The organism is Halorientalis brevis (assembly GCF_042678165.1).
GTDB classification, from domain to species: Archaea; Halobacteriota; Halobacteria; order Halobacteriales; family Haloarculaceae; genus Halorientalis; species Halorientalis brevis.
The window spans coordinates 12,964-28,066 of the sequence record NZ_JBHUDJ010000014.1 but is presented as its reverse complement, the minus strand read 5'-3'; the positions used below and the strand labels follow the sequence as shown (position 1 = coordinate 28,066).

Here is a 15,103-nt window from a genome sequence, read left to right as displayed (position 1 = left end):
CGCTACGGTCTGGATCACTCGAGGTCGAAGCGATCGAGGCTCATCACTTTGTCCCACGCGTCAACGAAGTCACGCACGAACTGTTCCTCTGCGTCGTCACTCGCGTAGGCCTGGGAGAGGGCTCGAAGCCGAGAGTGCGAACCGAAGACGAGGTCCACGCGGGAACCCTTCCACTTGACTTCGCCCGTGTCACGGTCGCGCCCCTCGAACACGTCTCTGGAGTCCGAGACTGGCTCCCACTCCGTGCTCATGTCGAGCAGGTTCACGAAGAAGTCGTTGGTCAACGTCTCCGGCTGGTCGGTGAAGACGCCGAGGTCGGACTGCTGGTAGTTGGCGTTCAGCGCCCGCATGCCGCCGACCAGGACGGTCATTTCGGGCGGCGTCAGATTCAGCAGCTCCGCCTTGTCCACCAGCGACTCCTCGGCCGGTCGGTCGAGGTCGCCTCCGAAGTAGTTACGGAACCCGTCGGCGTCCGGTTTGAGCGCCTGGAAGGACTCGACGTCGGTCTGTTCCTGCGTGGCGTCCGTGCGGCCCGGCTCGAAGGGTACTTCAACGTCGTAGCCGGCGTCCGCTGCTGCCTGCTCGACGGCCGCACAGCCGCCCAGCACGATCAGGTCCGCGAGCGAGACCCGCGTTCCGTCGGAGCGCGAGCTGTTGAAGTCCTCCTGGATCACTTCGAGGGTCTTCAGGACAGTCTCTAACTCCTCCGGCTCGTTCACCTCCCAGTTGTTCTGGGGTTCGAGGCGGATGCGGGCCCCGTTCGCACCACCGCGCTTGTCGCTGTCGCGGTACGTCGACGCCGACGCCCAGGCGGTCTTGACGAGCTGGGAGATCGACAGCTCCGAATCGAGGATCTCCTCTTTGAGCTGGGCGATCTCCTCGTCCCCGATCAGTTCGTAATCGGCGTCGGGAACGGGATCCTGCCAGAGCATCTCTTCGTCGGGAACTTCGGGACCGAGGAACCGCTCCGGCGGACCCATGTCGCGGTGGATCAGTTTGTACCAGGCCTTCGCGAACGTCTCCCGGAACTCCTGTGGGTTGTCCCGGAAGCGCTCGAGTACCTCGCGGTAGTCCGGGTCCCGCTTGAGCGCGACGTCCGTCGTCAGCATCATTATGTCTTCTTTGTCCGACGGGTCCGCGACGCCCGGTGCAGACTCGTCGAGTTCGCCGTTTTGGGTGGTCCACTGCCACGCACCGCCGGGGCCTTTTTCGGGCCACCACTTGTAGTCGAGCAGGTTCTCGACGAAGGTCATATCCCAGGCTGTGGGCGTCTGGGTCCAGGGCCCCTCGATCCCGCTGGTTATCGTGTCGGGACCGTTGCCCTCGCCGAACTCGTTCTCCCAGCCGAGGCCCTGCTCCTCGATGGGGGCCGCTTCGGGCTCGGGACCGAGGTTGTCGTCGGAGTCAGCGCCGTGGACCTTCCCGAACGTGTGTCCGCCGGCGATGAGCGCGACCGTCTCCTCGTCGTTCATCGCCATGCGGTCGAACGACTGTCGAATGTACTTGGCCGACTCTTTCGGGTCCGGTTCACCGCCCGGGCCCTCCGGGTTCACGTAGATGAGGCCCATGTGGTCGGCGGCCAGGTCTCCCTGGAGGTTGCCCTCTTCGTCGTGGCGCTTGTCCGCCATCATCTCCTCTTCGGGCCCCCAGTCGACGGCCTTGTTGGGTGCCCAGGCGTCCTCGCGCCCACCGGCGAACCCGTACGTCTCGAAGCCCATCGACTCGAGGGCGACGTTCCCGGCCAGAACGATCAGGTCGGCCCACGAGAGTTTGCGGCCGTACTTCTGCTTGACCGGCTCGAGAAGGCGTCGCGCCTTGTCGAGGTTCGCGTTGTCGGGCCAGCTGTTGACGGGCGCAAAGCGCTGTGTCCCGCCGGACGCGCCGCCCCGACCGTCGGTGGTGCGGTACGTACCGGCGCTGTGCCACGCCATCCGAATGATCAACGGCCCGTAGTGGCCGTAGTCAGCCGGCCACCAGTCCTGCGACGTCGTCAAAACCTCCTCGATGTCTTCCTTGACGGCTTCGAAGTCGAGCGACTCGAACGCCTCGGCGTAGTCGAACTCCTCGCCCATCGGATCGACTTGCTGAGCGTTCTGATCGAGAATCTCTATATCCAGCTGATTCGTCCACCAGTCTTGGTCGGACCCATTCATCATCGGGCAATTGCGACTTTCGCATATTAAGATTGTCCATCCGCTAACGAAGACTTCGTAGAGTCACAAGGAATCTTGCGGATTAGAGAATTTTTCTCAGCAGGGAATACGCGCTATGTATTCAGCACGCTGACCGAACTGTCCCGAATCGAGGGTTTCAACGGGACCAGTCGTTTCGTTTCAAAGCCGCTCGGTGTCGATGATAACACCGGGTGGCGTCACGATGAGGAAGTCTCGGAAATGCATGAGTTCGCCGCCAGAGGCCTTGACGTCGCGCGCGAAGCCCGCAGCGAGTTCGTTCACGTCGCCGTCGATGTTCAGCACGAGTACGGCACCGTTTTCGATCTCAGCTAACCACTCGCCGTCGGGTGTCGAGCCGTCGAGGACGCCGAGGATGATGTGGCTCCCCTCACGATCGTCGTCTTCCATCTGGTCCTCGACCGCCTGTAAGTCGAGGTCGAAATCGCCCATACCCAGCGCAGGAGCGCGGGCGGCAAAAATCCTCGCCACTTTGTAACGCTCGAACGTCGACAGTTCGGGGTGTACCGTGCACGCGAACCGAACTCTCTTGCATCCTCCTGGGAGGAACCCCAGTTACTGCACGATTCCGACAGACCACCGGGATTCGGGCGGTTCGAGGTCCAAAAAGGGGAAAAGTCACCCATGGCGACACGTGTCAAACGTCGAGACATCAATAGTTGCAAGGACAACTTTATATAGGAGGCGTGGCGTCGATATGGATGTAATCATGTCCAACAATGAGGGCACGTCGGGATCCCCGGCGGATCGAGTTCTTCCAGGGCACACTGGATTCCACTTCTGAAATAGAAGAAGCACGGATTTTCGATACCACGCTGCGCGACGGCGAACAGTCGCCACGCACGTCGTTCTCGTACGACGATAAACGCGAGATAGCGGCTGTGCTGGACGACATGGGCACCCACGTCATCGAGGCTGGGTTCCCGGTCAACTCCGACGCGGAGTTCGAGGCTGTTCGAGACATTGCCGAGTCGACAAGCCGTAGCGACGTTTGTGGGCTGGCCCGCGTGGTAGAGAAAGACGTCGAGGCTGCAATCGACTCGGGCGTCGACCTGATACACGTTTTCGTATCGACGAGCGACGTCCAACTGCAGGACTCCATGCACGCGACTCGGGAGGAGGCCAAACATGCCGCCGTCGAGTCCATCGAGCGTGTCAAGGAGGCCGGCGTCGAGTGCATGTTCTCGCCTATGGACGCAACGCGCACGGACGAGGAGTTCCTGATCGATGCGGTGCAGGCCGCCGACGAGGCGGGCGCCGACTGGGTGAATCTCCCAGACACCGTCGGCGTCGCGACGCCGCGGCGACTGTACGACATGGTCGAGACGGTCGTCGATGCGATCGACGCGCGCGTGGACGTTCACACACACGACGACTTCGGACTGGCTTCAGCGAACGCGCTGTCCGGGTTCGAAGCTGGCGCGAGCCAGTCGCAGGTGTCGGTCAACGGGATCGGCGAACGGGCGGGCAACGCGGCCTACGAACAGGTCGTGATGGCCCTCGAAAGTCTGTACGACGTCGATACCAACATCGACACGACGCGGATCACGGAGCTGTCGCGATTGGTCGAGGACCGGTCGACGATTCCGGTCCCGGCCAACCAGCCGGTCGTCGGCGAAAACGCGTTCTCGCACGAGAGCGGCATCCACGCAGCGGGCGTCATCGAGAACTCGGACACGTTCGAGCCGGGCGTCATGACGCCGGAGATGGTGGGGGCCGAGCGCGAACTCGTCCTCGGGAAACACACCGGGCAACACTCGGTTCGCGAGCGGCTCAGTGACGCCGGGTTCGACCCGACCGAAGAGGAGGTCCGGGAAGTAACCCGTCGCGTCAAGGACTACGGCGCCGAGAAACAGCGGGTCACCATGGACGTTCTGGAGAAGTTCGCCCGCGAAGTCGGCGTCAAAGAAGAGGAGGTCCGGGTCTGAGATGACCTCCCTTCCGGTTGCGACCGTTCCCGAGCGGCGGCTAAACGGAGAGCTAGTCGCAACTCGGAAGAATTATACCGCTCGGACGGTGTACCATCGTACCGATGACAACGCGCGCTGGCGGTCGGGTCAGTCCCGCCTCCAGCGACGCGCTCGTGATTCTGCAGATTATTGTAGGGGCCCACTAGCCCCTACCATCACCTACATCACGGCTTTTGACGCATCGTCCATCAACGAGCAACGGAGGGTACTAGACATGCACGACACGCACTATCGATCACAGACACGGAGGCAGAACACATGAGCGAAGGCGCACAGACACCGCACGCGGACGAAGTCGAAACGGAGGCCGAAGGCGGTGCACCGACCGAGCCCGAAGAGGAGACGCACGTCGAACCCATCGAGACGGGTGCCGACGCGGTCATCGCGTCGCTCAAGAAAGCGGGTGCGGAGTACCTGTTCGGCGTCCAGGGTGGGGCGATCATGCCCGTCTACGACGCGCTGTACAGCGAATCGGACCTGAAGCACGTCACGATGGCGCACGAGCAGGGCGCGGTGCACGCCGCCGACGCCTACGGCATCGTCTCCGGTGATCCGGGCGTCTGTATGGCGACGTCGGGTCCCGGCGCGACCAACCTCGTGACGGGGCTGGCCGACGCCAACATGGACTCCGACCCGCTGATCGCCCTGACGGGCCAGGTCCCCACGGATCTGGTCGGGAACGACGCGTTCCAGGAGACCGACACGATCGGCGTCACCGCGCCGGTCACGAAATTCAACTACTTCTCCTCGTCGCCGGACGAGGTGGGCGACGACGTCGGGACCGCGTACGCGCTGGCAGCGGAAGGCCGGCAGGGACCGACCCTGGTCGACCTGCCCAAGGACGTCACCATCCCGGAGACGACCGTCGAGCCAGGCAAGCCGAAGACGCCGGACACGTACAACCCGCCGGAGGAGGCGGACGAGGAGATCGTCGAGGCCGCGGCCGAGTGCCTGATGAACGCCGACAAGCCGGTCATCCTGGCCGGCGGCGGCGTCATCAAGGGCGAGGCGTGGCACGAACTGCGCGACTTCGCCACGGAGTACGAGATCCCGGTCATCACGACGATGCCCGGCATCGGCGCGTTCCCCGAAGACCACGAACTCAGCCTGGAGATGGCCGGGATGCACGGCACCGGCTACGCCAACATGGCCATCACGCTGACCGACTGCCTGCTGGGCGTCGGGACGCGCTTCGACGACCGGCTGACGGGCGGCATCGACAGCTTCGCGCCGGACGCCGAGGTCATCCACGTCGAGATCGACCCGGCGGAAGTCTCGAAGAACGTCGAAGCCGACTACCCGCTGCTCGGCGACGCCAGCGAGGTGCTCGACCAGCTGGACGACGCGATGACGCGCGCGCCCGACATCGCCGAGTGGCGCGAGCAGTGCCAGACGTGGAAAGACGAGTACCCGCTGGACTACGAGATGCCGGAGGACCGGCCGCTCAAGCCCCAGTACATCGTCGAGCAGTTCGACGACGTGACTGACGACGACGCGATCGTCACGACGGGCGTCGGCCAGCACCAGATGTGGGCCTGCCAGTACTGGACCTACACGGAGCCCCGGACGTGGGTTTCCTCGCACGGCCTCGGTACGATGGGCTACGGCGTGCCCGCAGCCATCGGTGCCAAACTGGCCGAACCCGACAAGGAGGTCGTCTCCTTCGAGGGTGACGGCTCGTTCCTGATGACGAGTCAGGAGCTCACCGTCGCAGTGCGTGAGGACCTCGACATCACCATCGTCGTCCTGAACAACGAGGCGATCGGCATGGTCCGCCAGTGGCAGGACGGCTTCTACGGCGGCCGTCGCATGGCCTCGGAGTACCCGTGGATTCCGGAGTTCGACAAGCTGGCGGAAGCGTACGGTGCCCGCGGCTGGCGGCTCGAAGACTACGACGACGTCGAGGAGACCATCCAGGAAGCCATCGAGTACGACGGGCCGTCCGTCGTGGACGTGCTGATCGACCCGGCAGAGAACGTCTACCCGATGGTCCCGAGCGGCGGCGACAACGGACTGTTCGCCCTCTCCGAGGACATGCTCGACGACATCTAACAATGACAGGAAAACTCCCAGGACCGTCCCCGGGCGAGCGGCAACGGCCGACGGGACGGCGCAACGACCAAGGCATTCGCATCGACCCCGAAGTCGAGGCAGAGCACGAACCGCGCCGCGTGGTTCTTTCGGCGCTGGTCGAACACCGACCCGGCGTGCTGGCCGAAGTCTCCGGCCTCTTCAGCCGCCGGCAGTTCAACATCGAGAGTCTCACCGTCGGGACGACCACCGACGAGAGCCGTGCTCGGATGACGATCGTCATCGAGGAGCCCGAACCGGGCATCGAGCAGGCCAAAAAGCAGCTCCAGAAGCTGATCCCGGTCGTCTCGGTGCGCGAACTCGAACCGGACGCCGTCCAGCGCGAGCTGGTCATCCTGAAAGTCAACGGCGACGAGCCGGACAAGGTGCAGGCGATCACCGAGATGTACAACGGTGACACGCTCGACGCCGGGCCGCGGACGATCACGGTCGAGATCACCGGCGACGAGCAGAAGATCAACGACGCCATCGACGCGTACGAGCAGTTCGGCATCCGCGAGGTCGTCCGGACCGGCGACGCGGCGCTGGCGCGCGGAGAACAGCCCACAGCAGCAGTGACTGAAGACGGAAACCCAACGCAGGTAACAGCAGACGATGACTGACGACTTTACCAACCCGATCTACTACGACGAGGACGCAGACGTATCGAACATCGAAGACGAGACGGTCGCGATCCTGGGCTACGGAAGCCAGGGCCACGCACACGCGCTGAACCTCCACGAGAGCGGGGTCGACGTGGTCGTGGGACTCCGCGAGAGTTCCTCCTCCCGCGAGGCAGCACAGGACGAAGGGCTCGAAGTCATGACCCCAGTCGACGCCGCTGCGGCGGCCGACATGGTCATGATGCTGGTCCCGGACACGGTCCAGCCTTCGGTGTACGCCCAGATCGAGGACGAACTCGACGCCGGTGACACGCTGATGTTCGCCCACGGGTTCAACATCCACTACGGCCAGATCCGTCCCGCCGACGACGTGGACGTGATGATGGTCGCACCCAAGTCGCCCGGCCACCTGGTCCGCCGCAACTACGAGAAGGGCGAGGGGACCCCCGGCCTGCTTGCGATCTATCAGGACACGACCGGTGAGGCCAAAGAAGAAGGGCTCGCATACGCGAAGGCCATCGGCTGCACCCGCGCGGGCGTCATCGAGACGACGTTCCGCGAAGAGACCGAGACCGACCTGTTCGGCGAGCAAGCAGTGTTGTGTGGCGGCGTCACCGAGATGGTCAAGGTCGGCTTCGAGACGCTGGTCGACGCGGGCTACAGCCCGGAGATGGCGTACTTCGAGTGCCTGAACGAACTCAAGCTCATCGTCGATCTGATGTACGAAGGCGGCCACATGGAGATGTGGAACTCCGTCTCCGACACCGCCGAGTACGGCGGTCTCACCCGCGGTGAGGAAGTCATCAACCGCGAGGGGATGGAGGAGATCCTCGAAGGCGTCCAGAATGGCGAGTTCGCCCGCGAGTGGATCACCGAGAACCAGGCCAACCGGCCGGCCTACAAGCAGTATCGCGACGCGGAACAGAACCACCAGATCGAGGAGGTCGGCGGTCGCCTGCGCGACCTGTTCGCCTGGGGCGACGACGCCGAGTAACACCATGACAGACGCAATGAAAGACGTCAGTCACACGAACCCCTACACCGACGAGTCGTTCGGTGAGACCGTCGTCTTCCGACGCGGTCAGACGGTCGCAGCGGATGGCGGTGAGCGAACCGACGGTTCGCGATCCTCGTTGGGCCGGAGGTCCGACGGCGGGCGTCGCGAGCGGAGCGAGAAACAGACGATGAAAGACGTGAGTCACACACCTCCGACGGGAGACGGCGCGATGCGCGTCTTCGAGCGGGGGACCGAAGGACGCGACGAGACAGTATGAGTTCGGGAACACTATACGACAAAGTTTGGGACAACCACAAGGTAACGACGCTGCCGAACGGACAGGATCAGCTGTTCGTCGGCCTGCACCTCATCCACGAGGTCACCAGTCCGCAGGCGTTCGGGATGATCCAGGAGCGCGACATGGAGGTCGCGCGCCCGGACCTGACGCTGGCGACGGTCGACCACATCGTTCCGACTGCCGACCAGTCGCGGCCGTACAGCGACGACGCGGCAGAAGAGATGATGGCGGAACTCGAAGACAACGTCCGCGAGTCCGGCATCGAGTTCCTCTCACCCGAGACCGGTGATCAGGGGATCGTCCACGTCGTCGGCCCGGAGCAGGGCCTGACCCAGCCTGGTAAGACGATCGTCTGCGGTGACAGCCACACCTCGACCCACGGCGCGTTCGGCGCGCTCGCCTTTGGGATCGGGACCAGCCAGATCCGCGACGTGCTGGCGACCCAGACCATCGCGATGGACAAACAGAAGGTCCGGAAGATCGAGGTCACCGGCGAACTCGCCGATGGCGTCGAAGCCAAGGACGTCATTCTGGAGATCATCCGTCGCCTGGGCACGGAGGGTGGCGTCGGCTACGTCTACGAGTACGCCGGCGAAGCCATCGAGAACCTGGGCATGGAAGGGCGGATGTCCATCTGCAACATGTCCATCGAGGGCGGCGCTCGCGCGGGCTACGTTAACCCCGACGAGACCACCTACGAGTGGCTCGAGGAGACGGACTACTTCCAGAACAACCCCGAGAAGTTCGACGAACTCAAGCCGTACTGGGAGTCCATCCGTTCCGACGAGGACGCCGAGTATGACGACGTCGTCACCATCGACGCCAGCGAACTGGAGCCGGTCGTCACCTGGGGAACCACGCCCGGTCAGGGCGTCGGCGTCACCGAGCCGATTCCGGCACCCGAGGAACTGCCGGAGGAAAAGCAAGAGACCGCCCGGCAGGCACAGGAACACATGCGCGTCGAACCCGGCGACACGATGGAGGGCTACGAGATCGACGTGGCCTTCCTGGGTTCGTGTACGAACGCACGACTGCCGGACCTGCGCCGTGCCGCGAAGATCGTCGAGGGCCGTCAGGTGCCAGATGACGTGCGCGCGTTCGTCGTCCCCGGCAGCCAGCGCGTCCAGAAAGCCGCCGAAGAAGAGGGGCTGAAGGACGTCTTCGAGGACGCCGGCTTCGACTGGCGAAACGCCGGCTGTTCGATGTGTCTGGGCATGAACGACGATCAGCTGGAGGGCGACGAGGCTTCTGCGTCGTCGTCGAACCGGAACTTCGTCGGCCGCCAGGGTTCGAAGGACGGTCGGACCGTCCTGATGAACCCGCAGATGGTCGCGGCTGCGGCCGTCACCGGCGAAGTCACTGACGTTCGCGAGATGGAGGAGGTGGTGTCCGTATGAGCGAAGAAGTGGAGATTCCGGAGGTCACCGAGGTCCACGGCAAGGGCGTTCCCATCCGCGGGAACGACATCGACACCGACCAGATCATTCCGGCGCGGTTCATGAAGGTCGTCACGTTCGACGGGCTGGGCGAGTTCTCCTTCTTCGACCAGCGCTTCGACGAGAACGACGAACCCAAGGACCACCCGATGAACGAGGAGCGCTTCCAGGACGCTTCGGTTATGGTCGTCAACTCCAACTTCGGCTGTGGCTCCTCGCGCGAGCATGCACCTCAGGCCCTGATGCGCTGGGGCATCGACGCGTTCATCGGCGAGTCCTTCGCCGAGATTTTCGCCGGCAACTGTCTGGCGCTCGGACTCCCGACCGTCACCACCGACTCGGAGACGGTCGAGGAAATCCAGGACTTCGTCGACGAGAACCCCGACGCCGAGATCGACATCGACGTCGCCGAGGAGACGGTGACGTACGACGGACAGACCGTCGACGTAACCGTCAACGAGGGCCAGCGCAAGGCGCTCGTCGAAGGCATCTGGGACACGACCGCGCTGATGAAGGCCAACCAGGACGCCATCGAGGAGACGGCCGAGAACCTGCCGTACCTCGACGGCTGAGGACGCCTCAGGGTTCGACTACGATCGGTTCTTTTCGCGTTTTCTACGTCTCCGACTCGACGTCACTGATCGCGTAGGCGAAAAAGAACAGCCCCTTGAGTCGGGCGTTCTCCACCGTGGTGGAACCCGTTCGGCGCCCCACATCTCTCCGTCAGCGATGGATTCTCATACGTCGAACACCCGCTCGGGGAAAGCGAGTAGGACGAAGCCGATGTGAAATCGATTGCCGAGAGGGACGGTCGGTACGTCGAAAAGAGAGATTGCAGCGGTGTCGTCGCTGCTGGTCAGTCGTCGGCGACGCTCACAGAGTCGGGGGTGCTCGGCGTCGACCCGAGCGGCGCGTCCCCGAGCGGGAGAACCTCGCGGTCGAAACTCCAGTTCGTCACTTCCGCGACGCTGACGTAGAACGCACCAGCGGCGGTGACGAGTCCGAGGTAGCCACCGTACCGAGTGAGCGACGGCATCCCGAACAGGTCACCGAAGGCGAGCAGGAAGAACGTCACCGAGAGAACGAGGAAAACGCTCCAGAGCGCCCAGTTGAGTTTGAACGTGCTGATCCACATACCGACGGTAAACACGCCCCAGACGAGAAGAACCATCCCGATCGCAGACGTGCCGACCGAGGGGAGCCACCCGTTGTGGGTCATCGTCACAAGCAGTCCGAACCAGATCCAGAACGCCCCGTAACTGGTGAAGGCTGTCAATCCGAAGGTATTCCCCTCCTGATATTCGAGCAGTCCGACGAGCAACTGCACGAACCCGCCAAAGACGAGTGCGAGCGGGATAAGCGCCATCTCGAGTTCGATACCGAAGATGCCGGCATTGACGAGGCTCAGTAACACGGTCGTGAGACTGAACGCCGCCAACCCCAGTGGACCCGGGTTGCCGGTGGTAGTATTCGCAGGCATCACCCTCACCATCGCAACCCAGTGATTAAAGATGATGATATTTCAGCCAGTGTGGTGACGGGTGACGTGACACAAAACCGCACGACTGCAGGCAGTTAGGTCGGCCGAAGTGGTCGTCAGTTTAAATGTAATATGTATGTTGTGTATGGAAAACGGGCGTATCGACACGCTCTTTTCGGCCCCCTACGCACCTTCGGCCATGACAGAGCAAATCGCGGTTATTCCCGGTGACGGCATCGGACACGAGGTCGTCCCGGCGACGCTCGACGTACTGGAGGCACTGGACATCGACTTCGAGTTCGTCGAAGGCGAGGCTGGCGACGCCGTTCTGGAGGAGCGCGGCGAGGCACTCCCCGACGAGACGTACGAACTGGCCGAGGAATCCGACGCGACGCTGTTCGGCGCGGCCGGCGAGACGGCTGCGGACGTCATCCTCCCGCTCCGAGAGGCAGTCGATTCCTTCGCGAACGTCCGTCCCGCACGGTCGTATCCGGGCATCGACGCGGTCAAACCCGAGACGGATCTCGTCTTCATTCGGGAAAACACCGAAGGCGTCTACGCGGGGATCGAGAGCCAGCTCTCGGACGACGTGACGACGCTGACGCGGCTCATCACGGACTCCGCGTCTCGACGCATCGCCGAGTACGGGTTCGAGTACGCAGCTGAGAACGGGTTCGACGACGTGACGGTCGCACACAAGGCCAACGTGATGCGAACCACGGACGGGCAGTTCCTCGAAGCTTGTTCGGCGGTCGCAGACGAGGGCGATTACGAGTACGACGAGGCGCTGATGGACGCGCTCGCGATGCACCTCATCATGCACCCGGAAGACTACGGCGTCGTCATCTGCCCGAACCTGGCGGGGGACATGCTGTCGGACCTCGCCGCCGGACTCGTGGGCGGACTGGGCCTGCTCCCGAGTGCGAACGTGGGTCCCGACAACGCGCTCTTCGAGCCTGTGCACGGGTCGGCGCCCGACATCGCGGGACAGGAGATCGCGAATCCCGCGGCCATGGTGCTCTCGGCCGCGATGATGCTCGAGCACCTCGGCTACGGTGACGACGCCGCGCGAGTCCGTTCGGCAGTCGAAGCAGTGATGGCGGAGGGGCCGCGGACACCTGATCTGGGCGGCGACGCGTCGACCCAGGACGTGGCAGACGCGATCGTCGACCAGCTATAGACCGTTCTACCGCTTTATTCTGTGCTGACCGACGCCGGGTAACTCGCCCCAGCGGACTTGTACAGAATTGTGGCGTCTGTCACCGACTGGAGTCGGTTGAGAAAAGACGTAGCGAGGGCCCACGGGAGACGGATCGGGCGCGATTATGCCCGCGTGACCAGTACCTCGCCGGATCCGCTCGCGGTGACCTCGAAGCCCGAGTGGGTGAACGAGACAGTCCCAGACTGCTGAGTCCCGTCGCCCGGCTGCCCGAAGAGCGCGTCCAGCGCGTCGGGGTCGATCGTCTCGAAGAGGGGATCGATGGCGCCGACGTCCAGTTGGTCCGTCGTCGTCGCGGTAGTGCGGCTCGCTGCTTTCCGGAGCGCCACGATCACTGCTTCGCTCAGTGATTCCCCGTCGGTTGCGGTGTGCGTGGTGATCTCGCGGTTCGTCTCTCCCTGTTGCTGAGTCAGATCGGTAGCCATTGAGTACTTCATACTCGTGGATATCGAGGGGAAATTGGTCGGGTTGGCCCACCAACCCTTTAATTGTGTCCGTCCTTTGCAACCGTGCTCCGGAGCAACGCCTCGTGTCCGCGCCTGAGCAGGGCGGAAAGTGCCTGACTCGAAATATCGAATTCGGCGGCGAGCTCTTCGGTCGAAATCTCGCGAGGGACCTCGTAATACCCCTGTTCGAGAGCGCGGAGGAGCACTTCCCGCTGTCTGTCAGTGAGGTCGTAGCCGGCCGTATCGCCGTCATCGCTCCGGTAGAGCCGGCGAAGCTCGAAGGAGAGGTCGTGGTCCTCGCACAGTTTCCGATACTCGACGAGGGCGTCTCGGTCGGGGATCTGCGCGCGATACTCGACGTGGTCGCCCTTCGCCAGGATTTCCAGGAACGTGATCCCCATGTCGATCGCGTCGACGTACGTCAGGCCCCGTTCGCCCACTTCGGAAAGCGTCACGCGAAAGAGACGCCGCTCCGAAATGTCCGAGAAGAATTCGTAGTCCGTGATGGACGGATCGGTCGGCAGTTCCTCCTCGAACCGCTGTAAGTCCGCTTCGCTTCCCCGGGCCCAGAAGATGAGTCGCGCGTTCTCCTCTGAGATCGGTTGTTCGTCCTCGACCTCCAGTTCGACGTCGGGGACTGAACGGCGTGTCGTTTCGAGGATCGGATTCGCCAGCGTGTACTCGACAATGTAACCCATCTGTATTGTTTGTTCGGCAGGAGACGGCTGGATCCGTTCTGGACTGACCGCTACTGTCTTCCCAGTTCGGTCGCAGCTACCAAAGCAGGTGTGACGTGCTGTTCCCCTCTTCGTTTTTCTTTCGGGTCCCCAGAATAAAACTCCCCGGCCCAATCGCTGCGGCGTACTCCCCACTAATTGCGACTCGATCATCCACCTCGCTGCCCGCGTCTCCGCTGGAACCGCACTTTGCCAGCCGGGTATCTTAAGGAGACGCCGAGCGTCGAATTATCTATGCCGACTGTGGACCTCGAAGCGGAGACGATCGAACGGTTGGACGACCTTCGAATCGACGACGAGAGCTACGACGAGGTAATTAACGAACTCATCAACATCTACCAGGCCGAGGAGCTCACCCTGTTCAGGGGCAGCGACGAAGATTACTGATCGGTCGAGCTCGCTGCTGTGCGGACTTCGTTCCACTTCCCACCGTCTTCGAGCTGTGCCTGTAGCTCCGCAGCGTACTCCTGTGCGAGTTGTTCGGCCGCTTCGAGTCGCTCGGGATCGACTTCTGAGTTCGCGTCCGGCCTCTGGTCACCGCCACCGAAGCCGAGTGCGTCTTTCAGACCGCCGAGTAGTCCGGAGCTGTCCCCGCTTCCGGGGTTTCCAGGACCGCCAGCAGCACCCATCGGGCCTGCCTGCTCGACGGCATCGAGTTCGGGCATGATCGAAGGCAGGTTGCTGGTATCGGCGACGAGGCGCGCCCGCTCTTCGTCCTCCGGATGTTCGATGTCGAATTCGACGGCAGTCATGACGAGTCCCCACTGTTGCCGGGAGAACTGTGAGTTCGTCACGCGGTCGGTGAACTGCTGATCGACAGTCATCCGGTCACCGACGATACGATCGGTCCACTGGTCACTCATACCATAGCGTAACGGCTCCCGGTGTATCAGCGTTTTCGAGAAAGCGTCCGTTTCGACTTCGGCGGACGATACGACGCGTGCCACCCCCAGTGGCGCGGGTCCCCACCCATGATGTGAATCGTCCGTCGGGGCAGTGCCCCATCGAAGCCGACGGCCGTATCTGCCTCGGTCCAGGTCCATCCCCCGACCAAGGCTGCACCTATCTGTAGCGGACTGTCTACAGTCATACTTCTCCCGGGCATGAACGGGGGTTTATAACAAATTGTCATTCGGAATCCGGTGCGGGTCGGAGTCGCCTCAGAACGCACCGGATTCGACCGTCACGTCTGCGTGGAGGTCCTGGCGGAGTGCGGCGTGTACGTGGCAGATGTCCTCGGCGTTGTCGAGCAGGTCGTCGATCTCGTCGTCGGATAACTCGGCTTCGACGAGCATGGTGAACGAAACGTCCGTCAAGTCGTCTTCGTCGTCGAGGTTTGCCTCGGCTTCGGTCTGGATCTGTCCGAGATCGTCGTAGTCGTTGCGCATCGCGCCGGCGCGGAACGCGAAGGTGAAACAGGAGGCGTAATCCGCGACCAGGACTTCGTTCGGCGACGGGGCCGTCCGGCCCTGTGCGTCGATGTCGAGCGCGTACTCGCCGAGGTGGTTCTCGGCGGTGAACGTCTCGTCGTTCGTGGTCGTGGTCTCGATGTCTGGCATCCCTCTGTACGAGGGTCTGCACGGAGCTAAACGATGGGCAAGCGGAAAACGGAGGCGGCTATCTCAGACTGTTCGG

Annotated in this window: 16 protein-coding genes; 9 read left to right on the top strand and 7 right to left on the bottom strand. The window is 63.2% G+C overall.

Annotated elements, in window-relative coordinates:
- Nucleotides 1-14: 14 nt before the first annotated feature.
- On the bottom strand, nt 15-2,153 hold the full coding sequence (gene katG / locus ACFR9U_RS16490) for a catalase/peroxidase HPI (protein WP_247378177.1): 2,139 nt from the start codon (nt 2,151-2,153) through the stop codon (nt 15-17).
- A 180-nt stretch (nt 2,154-2,333) separates the two neighbouring features.
- On the bottom strand, nt 2,334-2,624 hold the full coding sequence (locus ACFR9U_RS16485; protein ID WP_247378175.1) for a DUF5779 family protein: 291 nt from the start codon (nt 2,622-2,624) through the stop codon (nt 2,334-2,336).
- A 287-nt stretch (nt 2,625-2,911) separates the two neighbouring features.
- Between ACFR9U_RS16485 and ACFR9U_RS16480 the strand changes: the two genes are divergently transcribed.
- The 7 genes from ACFR9U_RS16480 (at nt 2,912) to leuD (ending at nt 10,158) form a co-directional block, all read left to right on the top strand.
- Entirely contained in the window at nt 2,912-4,120 is a 1,209-nt protein-coding gene (locus ACFR9U_RS16480) for a LeuA family protein (RefSeq protein ID WP_247378170.1), read from the top strand.
- Nucleotides 4,121-4,420: 300 nt separating this feature from the next.
- Nucleotides 4,421-6,214, top strand: a complete 1,794-nt coding sequence (gene ilvB, locus ACFR9U_RS16475; RefSeq protein ID WP_247378168.1) for a biosynthetic-type acetolactate synthase large subunit — start codon at nt 4,421-4,423, stop codon at nt 6,212-6,214.
- A 2-nt stretch (nt 6,215-6,216) separates the two neighbouring features.
- On the top strand, nt 6,217-6,855 hold the full coding sequence (ilvN, locus tag ACFR9U_RS16470) for an acetolactate synthase small subunit (RefSeq protein ID WP_247378163.1): 639 nt from the start codon (nt 6,217-6,219) through the stop codon (nt 6,853-6,855).
- The gene (gene ilvC, locus ACFR9U_RS16465; RefSeq protein WP_247378161.1) at nt 6,848-7,849 is read left to right on the top strand and encodes a ketol-acid reductoisomerase; all 1,002 of its coding nucleotides are present in this window, start codon (nt 6,848-6,850) and stop codon (nt 7,847-7,849) included. Before ilvN ends, ilvC begins: the two co-directional genes overlap by 8 nt.
- A 4-nt stretch (nt 7,850-7,853) precedes the next feature.
- Nucleotides 7,854-8,129, top strand: coding sequence for a hypothetical protein (locus ACFR9U_RS16460; RefSeq protein ID WP_247378157.1), 276 nt, complete (start codon nt 7,854-7,856; stop codon nt 8,127-8,129).
- The gene (gene leuC, locus ACFR9U_RS16455) at nt 8,126-9,547 is read left to right on the top strand and encodes a 3-isopropylmalate dehydratase large subunit (protein WP_247378155.1); all 1,422 of its coding nucleotides are present in this window, start codon (nt 8,126-8,128) and stop codon (nt 9,545-9,547) included. Before ACFR9U_RS16460 ends, leuC begins: the two co-directional genes overlap by 4 nt.
- Nucleotides 9,544-10,158: a 3-isopropylmalate dehydratase small subunit gene (gene leuD / locus ACFR9U_RS16450; RefSeq protein WP_247378154.1), complete on the top strand. Its 615-nt coding sequence runs from the start codon at nt 9,544-9,546 to the stop codon at nt 10,156-10,158. Before leuC ends, leuD begins: the two co-directional genes overlap by 4 nt.
- Nucleotides 10,159-10,442: 284 nt before the next feature.
- On the opposite strand, the gene ACFR9U_RS16445 is transcribed toward leuD, so the two are convergent.
- On the bottom strand, nt 10,443-11,066 hold the full coding sequence (locus ACFR9U_RS16445) for an acetate uptake transporter (RefSeq protein ID WP_247378151.1): 624 nt from the start codon (nt 11,064-11,066) through the stop codon (nt 10,443-10,445).
- 199 nt (nt 11,067-11,265) lie between these two features.
- Here ACFR9U_RS16445 and ACFR9U_RS16440 point away from each other — a divergent pair, with 199 nt between their 5' ends.
- Entirely contained in the window at nt 11,266-12,246 is a 981-nt protein-coding gene (locus ACFR9U_RS16440; protein ID WP_247378149.1) for an isocitrate/isopropylmalate dehydrogenase family protein, read from the top strand.
- A 143-nt stretch (nt 12,247-12,389) separates the two neighbouring features.
- Here the strand turns inward: ACFR9U_RS16440 and ACFR9U_RS16435 are convergent, their stop codons facing one another.
- On the bottom strand, nt 12,390-12,710 hold the full coding sequence (locus ACFR9U_RS16435; protein ID WP_247378147.1) for a HalOD1 output domain-containing protein: 321 nt from the start codon (nt 12,708-12,710) through the stop codon (nt 12,390-12,392).
- 59 nt (nt 12,711-12,769) lie between these two features.
- Nucleotides 12,770-13,429 (bottom strand): helix-turn-helix domain-containing protein, encoded by a 660-nt coding sequence (locus tag ACFR9U_RS16430; RefSeq protein WP_247378144.1) that lies wholly within the window; start codon nt 13,427-13,429, stop codon nt 12,770-12,772.
- Between the two features lie 273 nt (nt 13,430-13,702).
- Between ACFR9U_RS16430 and ACFR9U_RS16425 the strand changes: the two genes are divergently transcribed.
- Nucleotides 13,703-13,855 (top strand): DUF7557 family protein, encoded by a 153-nt coding sequence (locus ACFR9U_RS16425; protein WP_247378141.1) that lies wholly within the window; start codon nt 13,703-13,705, stop codon nt 13,853-13,855.
- Here ACFR9U_RS16425 and ACFR9U_RS16420 read toward each other — a convergent pair.
- Together ACFR9U_RS16420 and ACFR9U_RS16415 are read right to left on the bottom strand one after the other, a co-directional pair.
- Nucleotides 13,849-14,331, bottom strand: a complete 483-nt coding sequence (locus tag ACFR9U_RS16420; RefSeq protein WP_247378138.1) for a DUF5799 family protein — start codon at nt 14,329-14,331, stop codon at nt 13,849-13,851. The genes ACFR9U_RS16425 and ACFR9U_RS16420 overlap by 7 nt on opposite strands.
- Nucleotides 14,332-14,628: 297 nt before the next feature.
- Nucleotides 14,629-15,027, bottom strand: a complete 399-nt coding sequence (locus ACFR9U_RS16415) for an OsmC family protein (protein WP_247378135.1) — start codon at nt 15,025-15,027, stop codon at nt 14,629-14,631.
- Nucleotides 15,028-15,103: the final 76 nt, after the last annotated feature.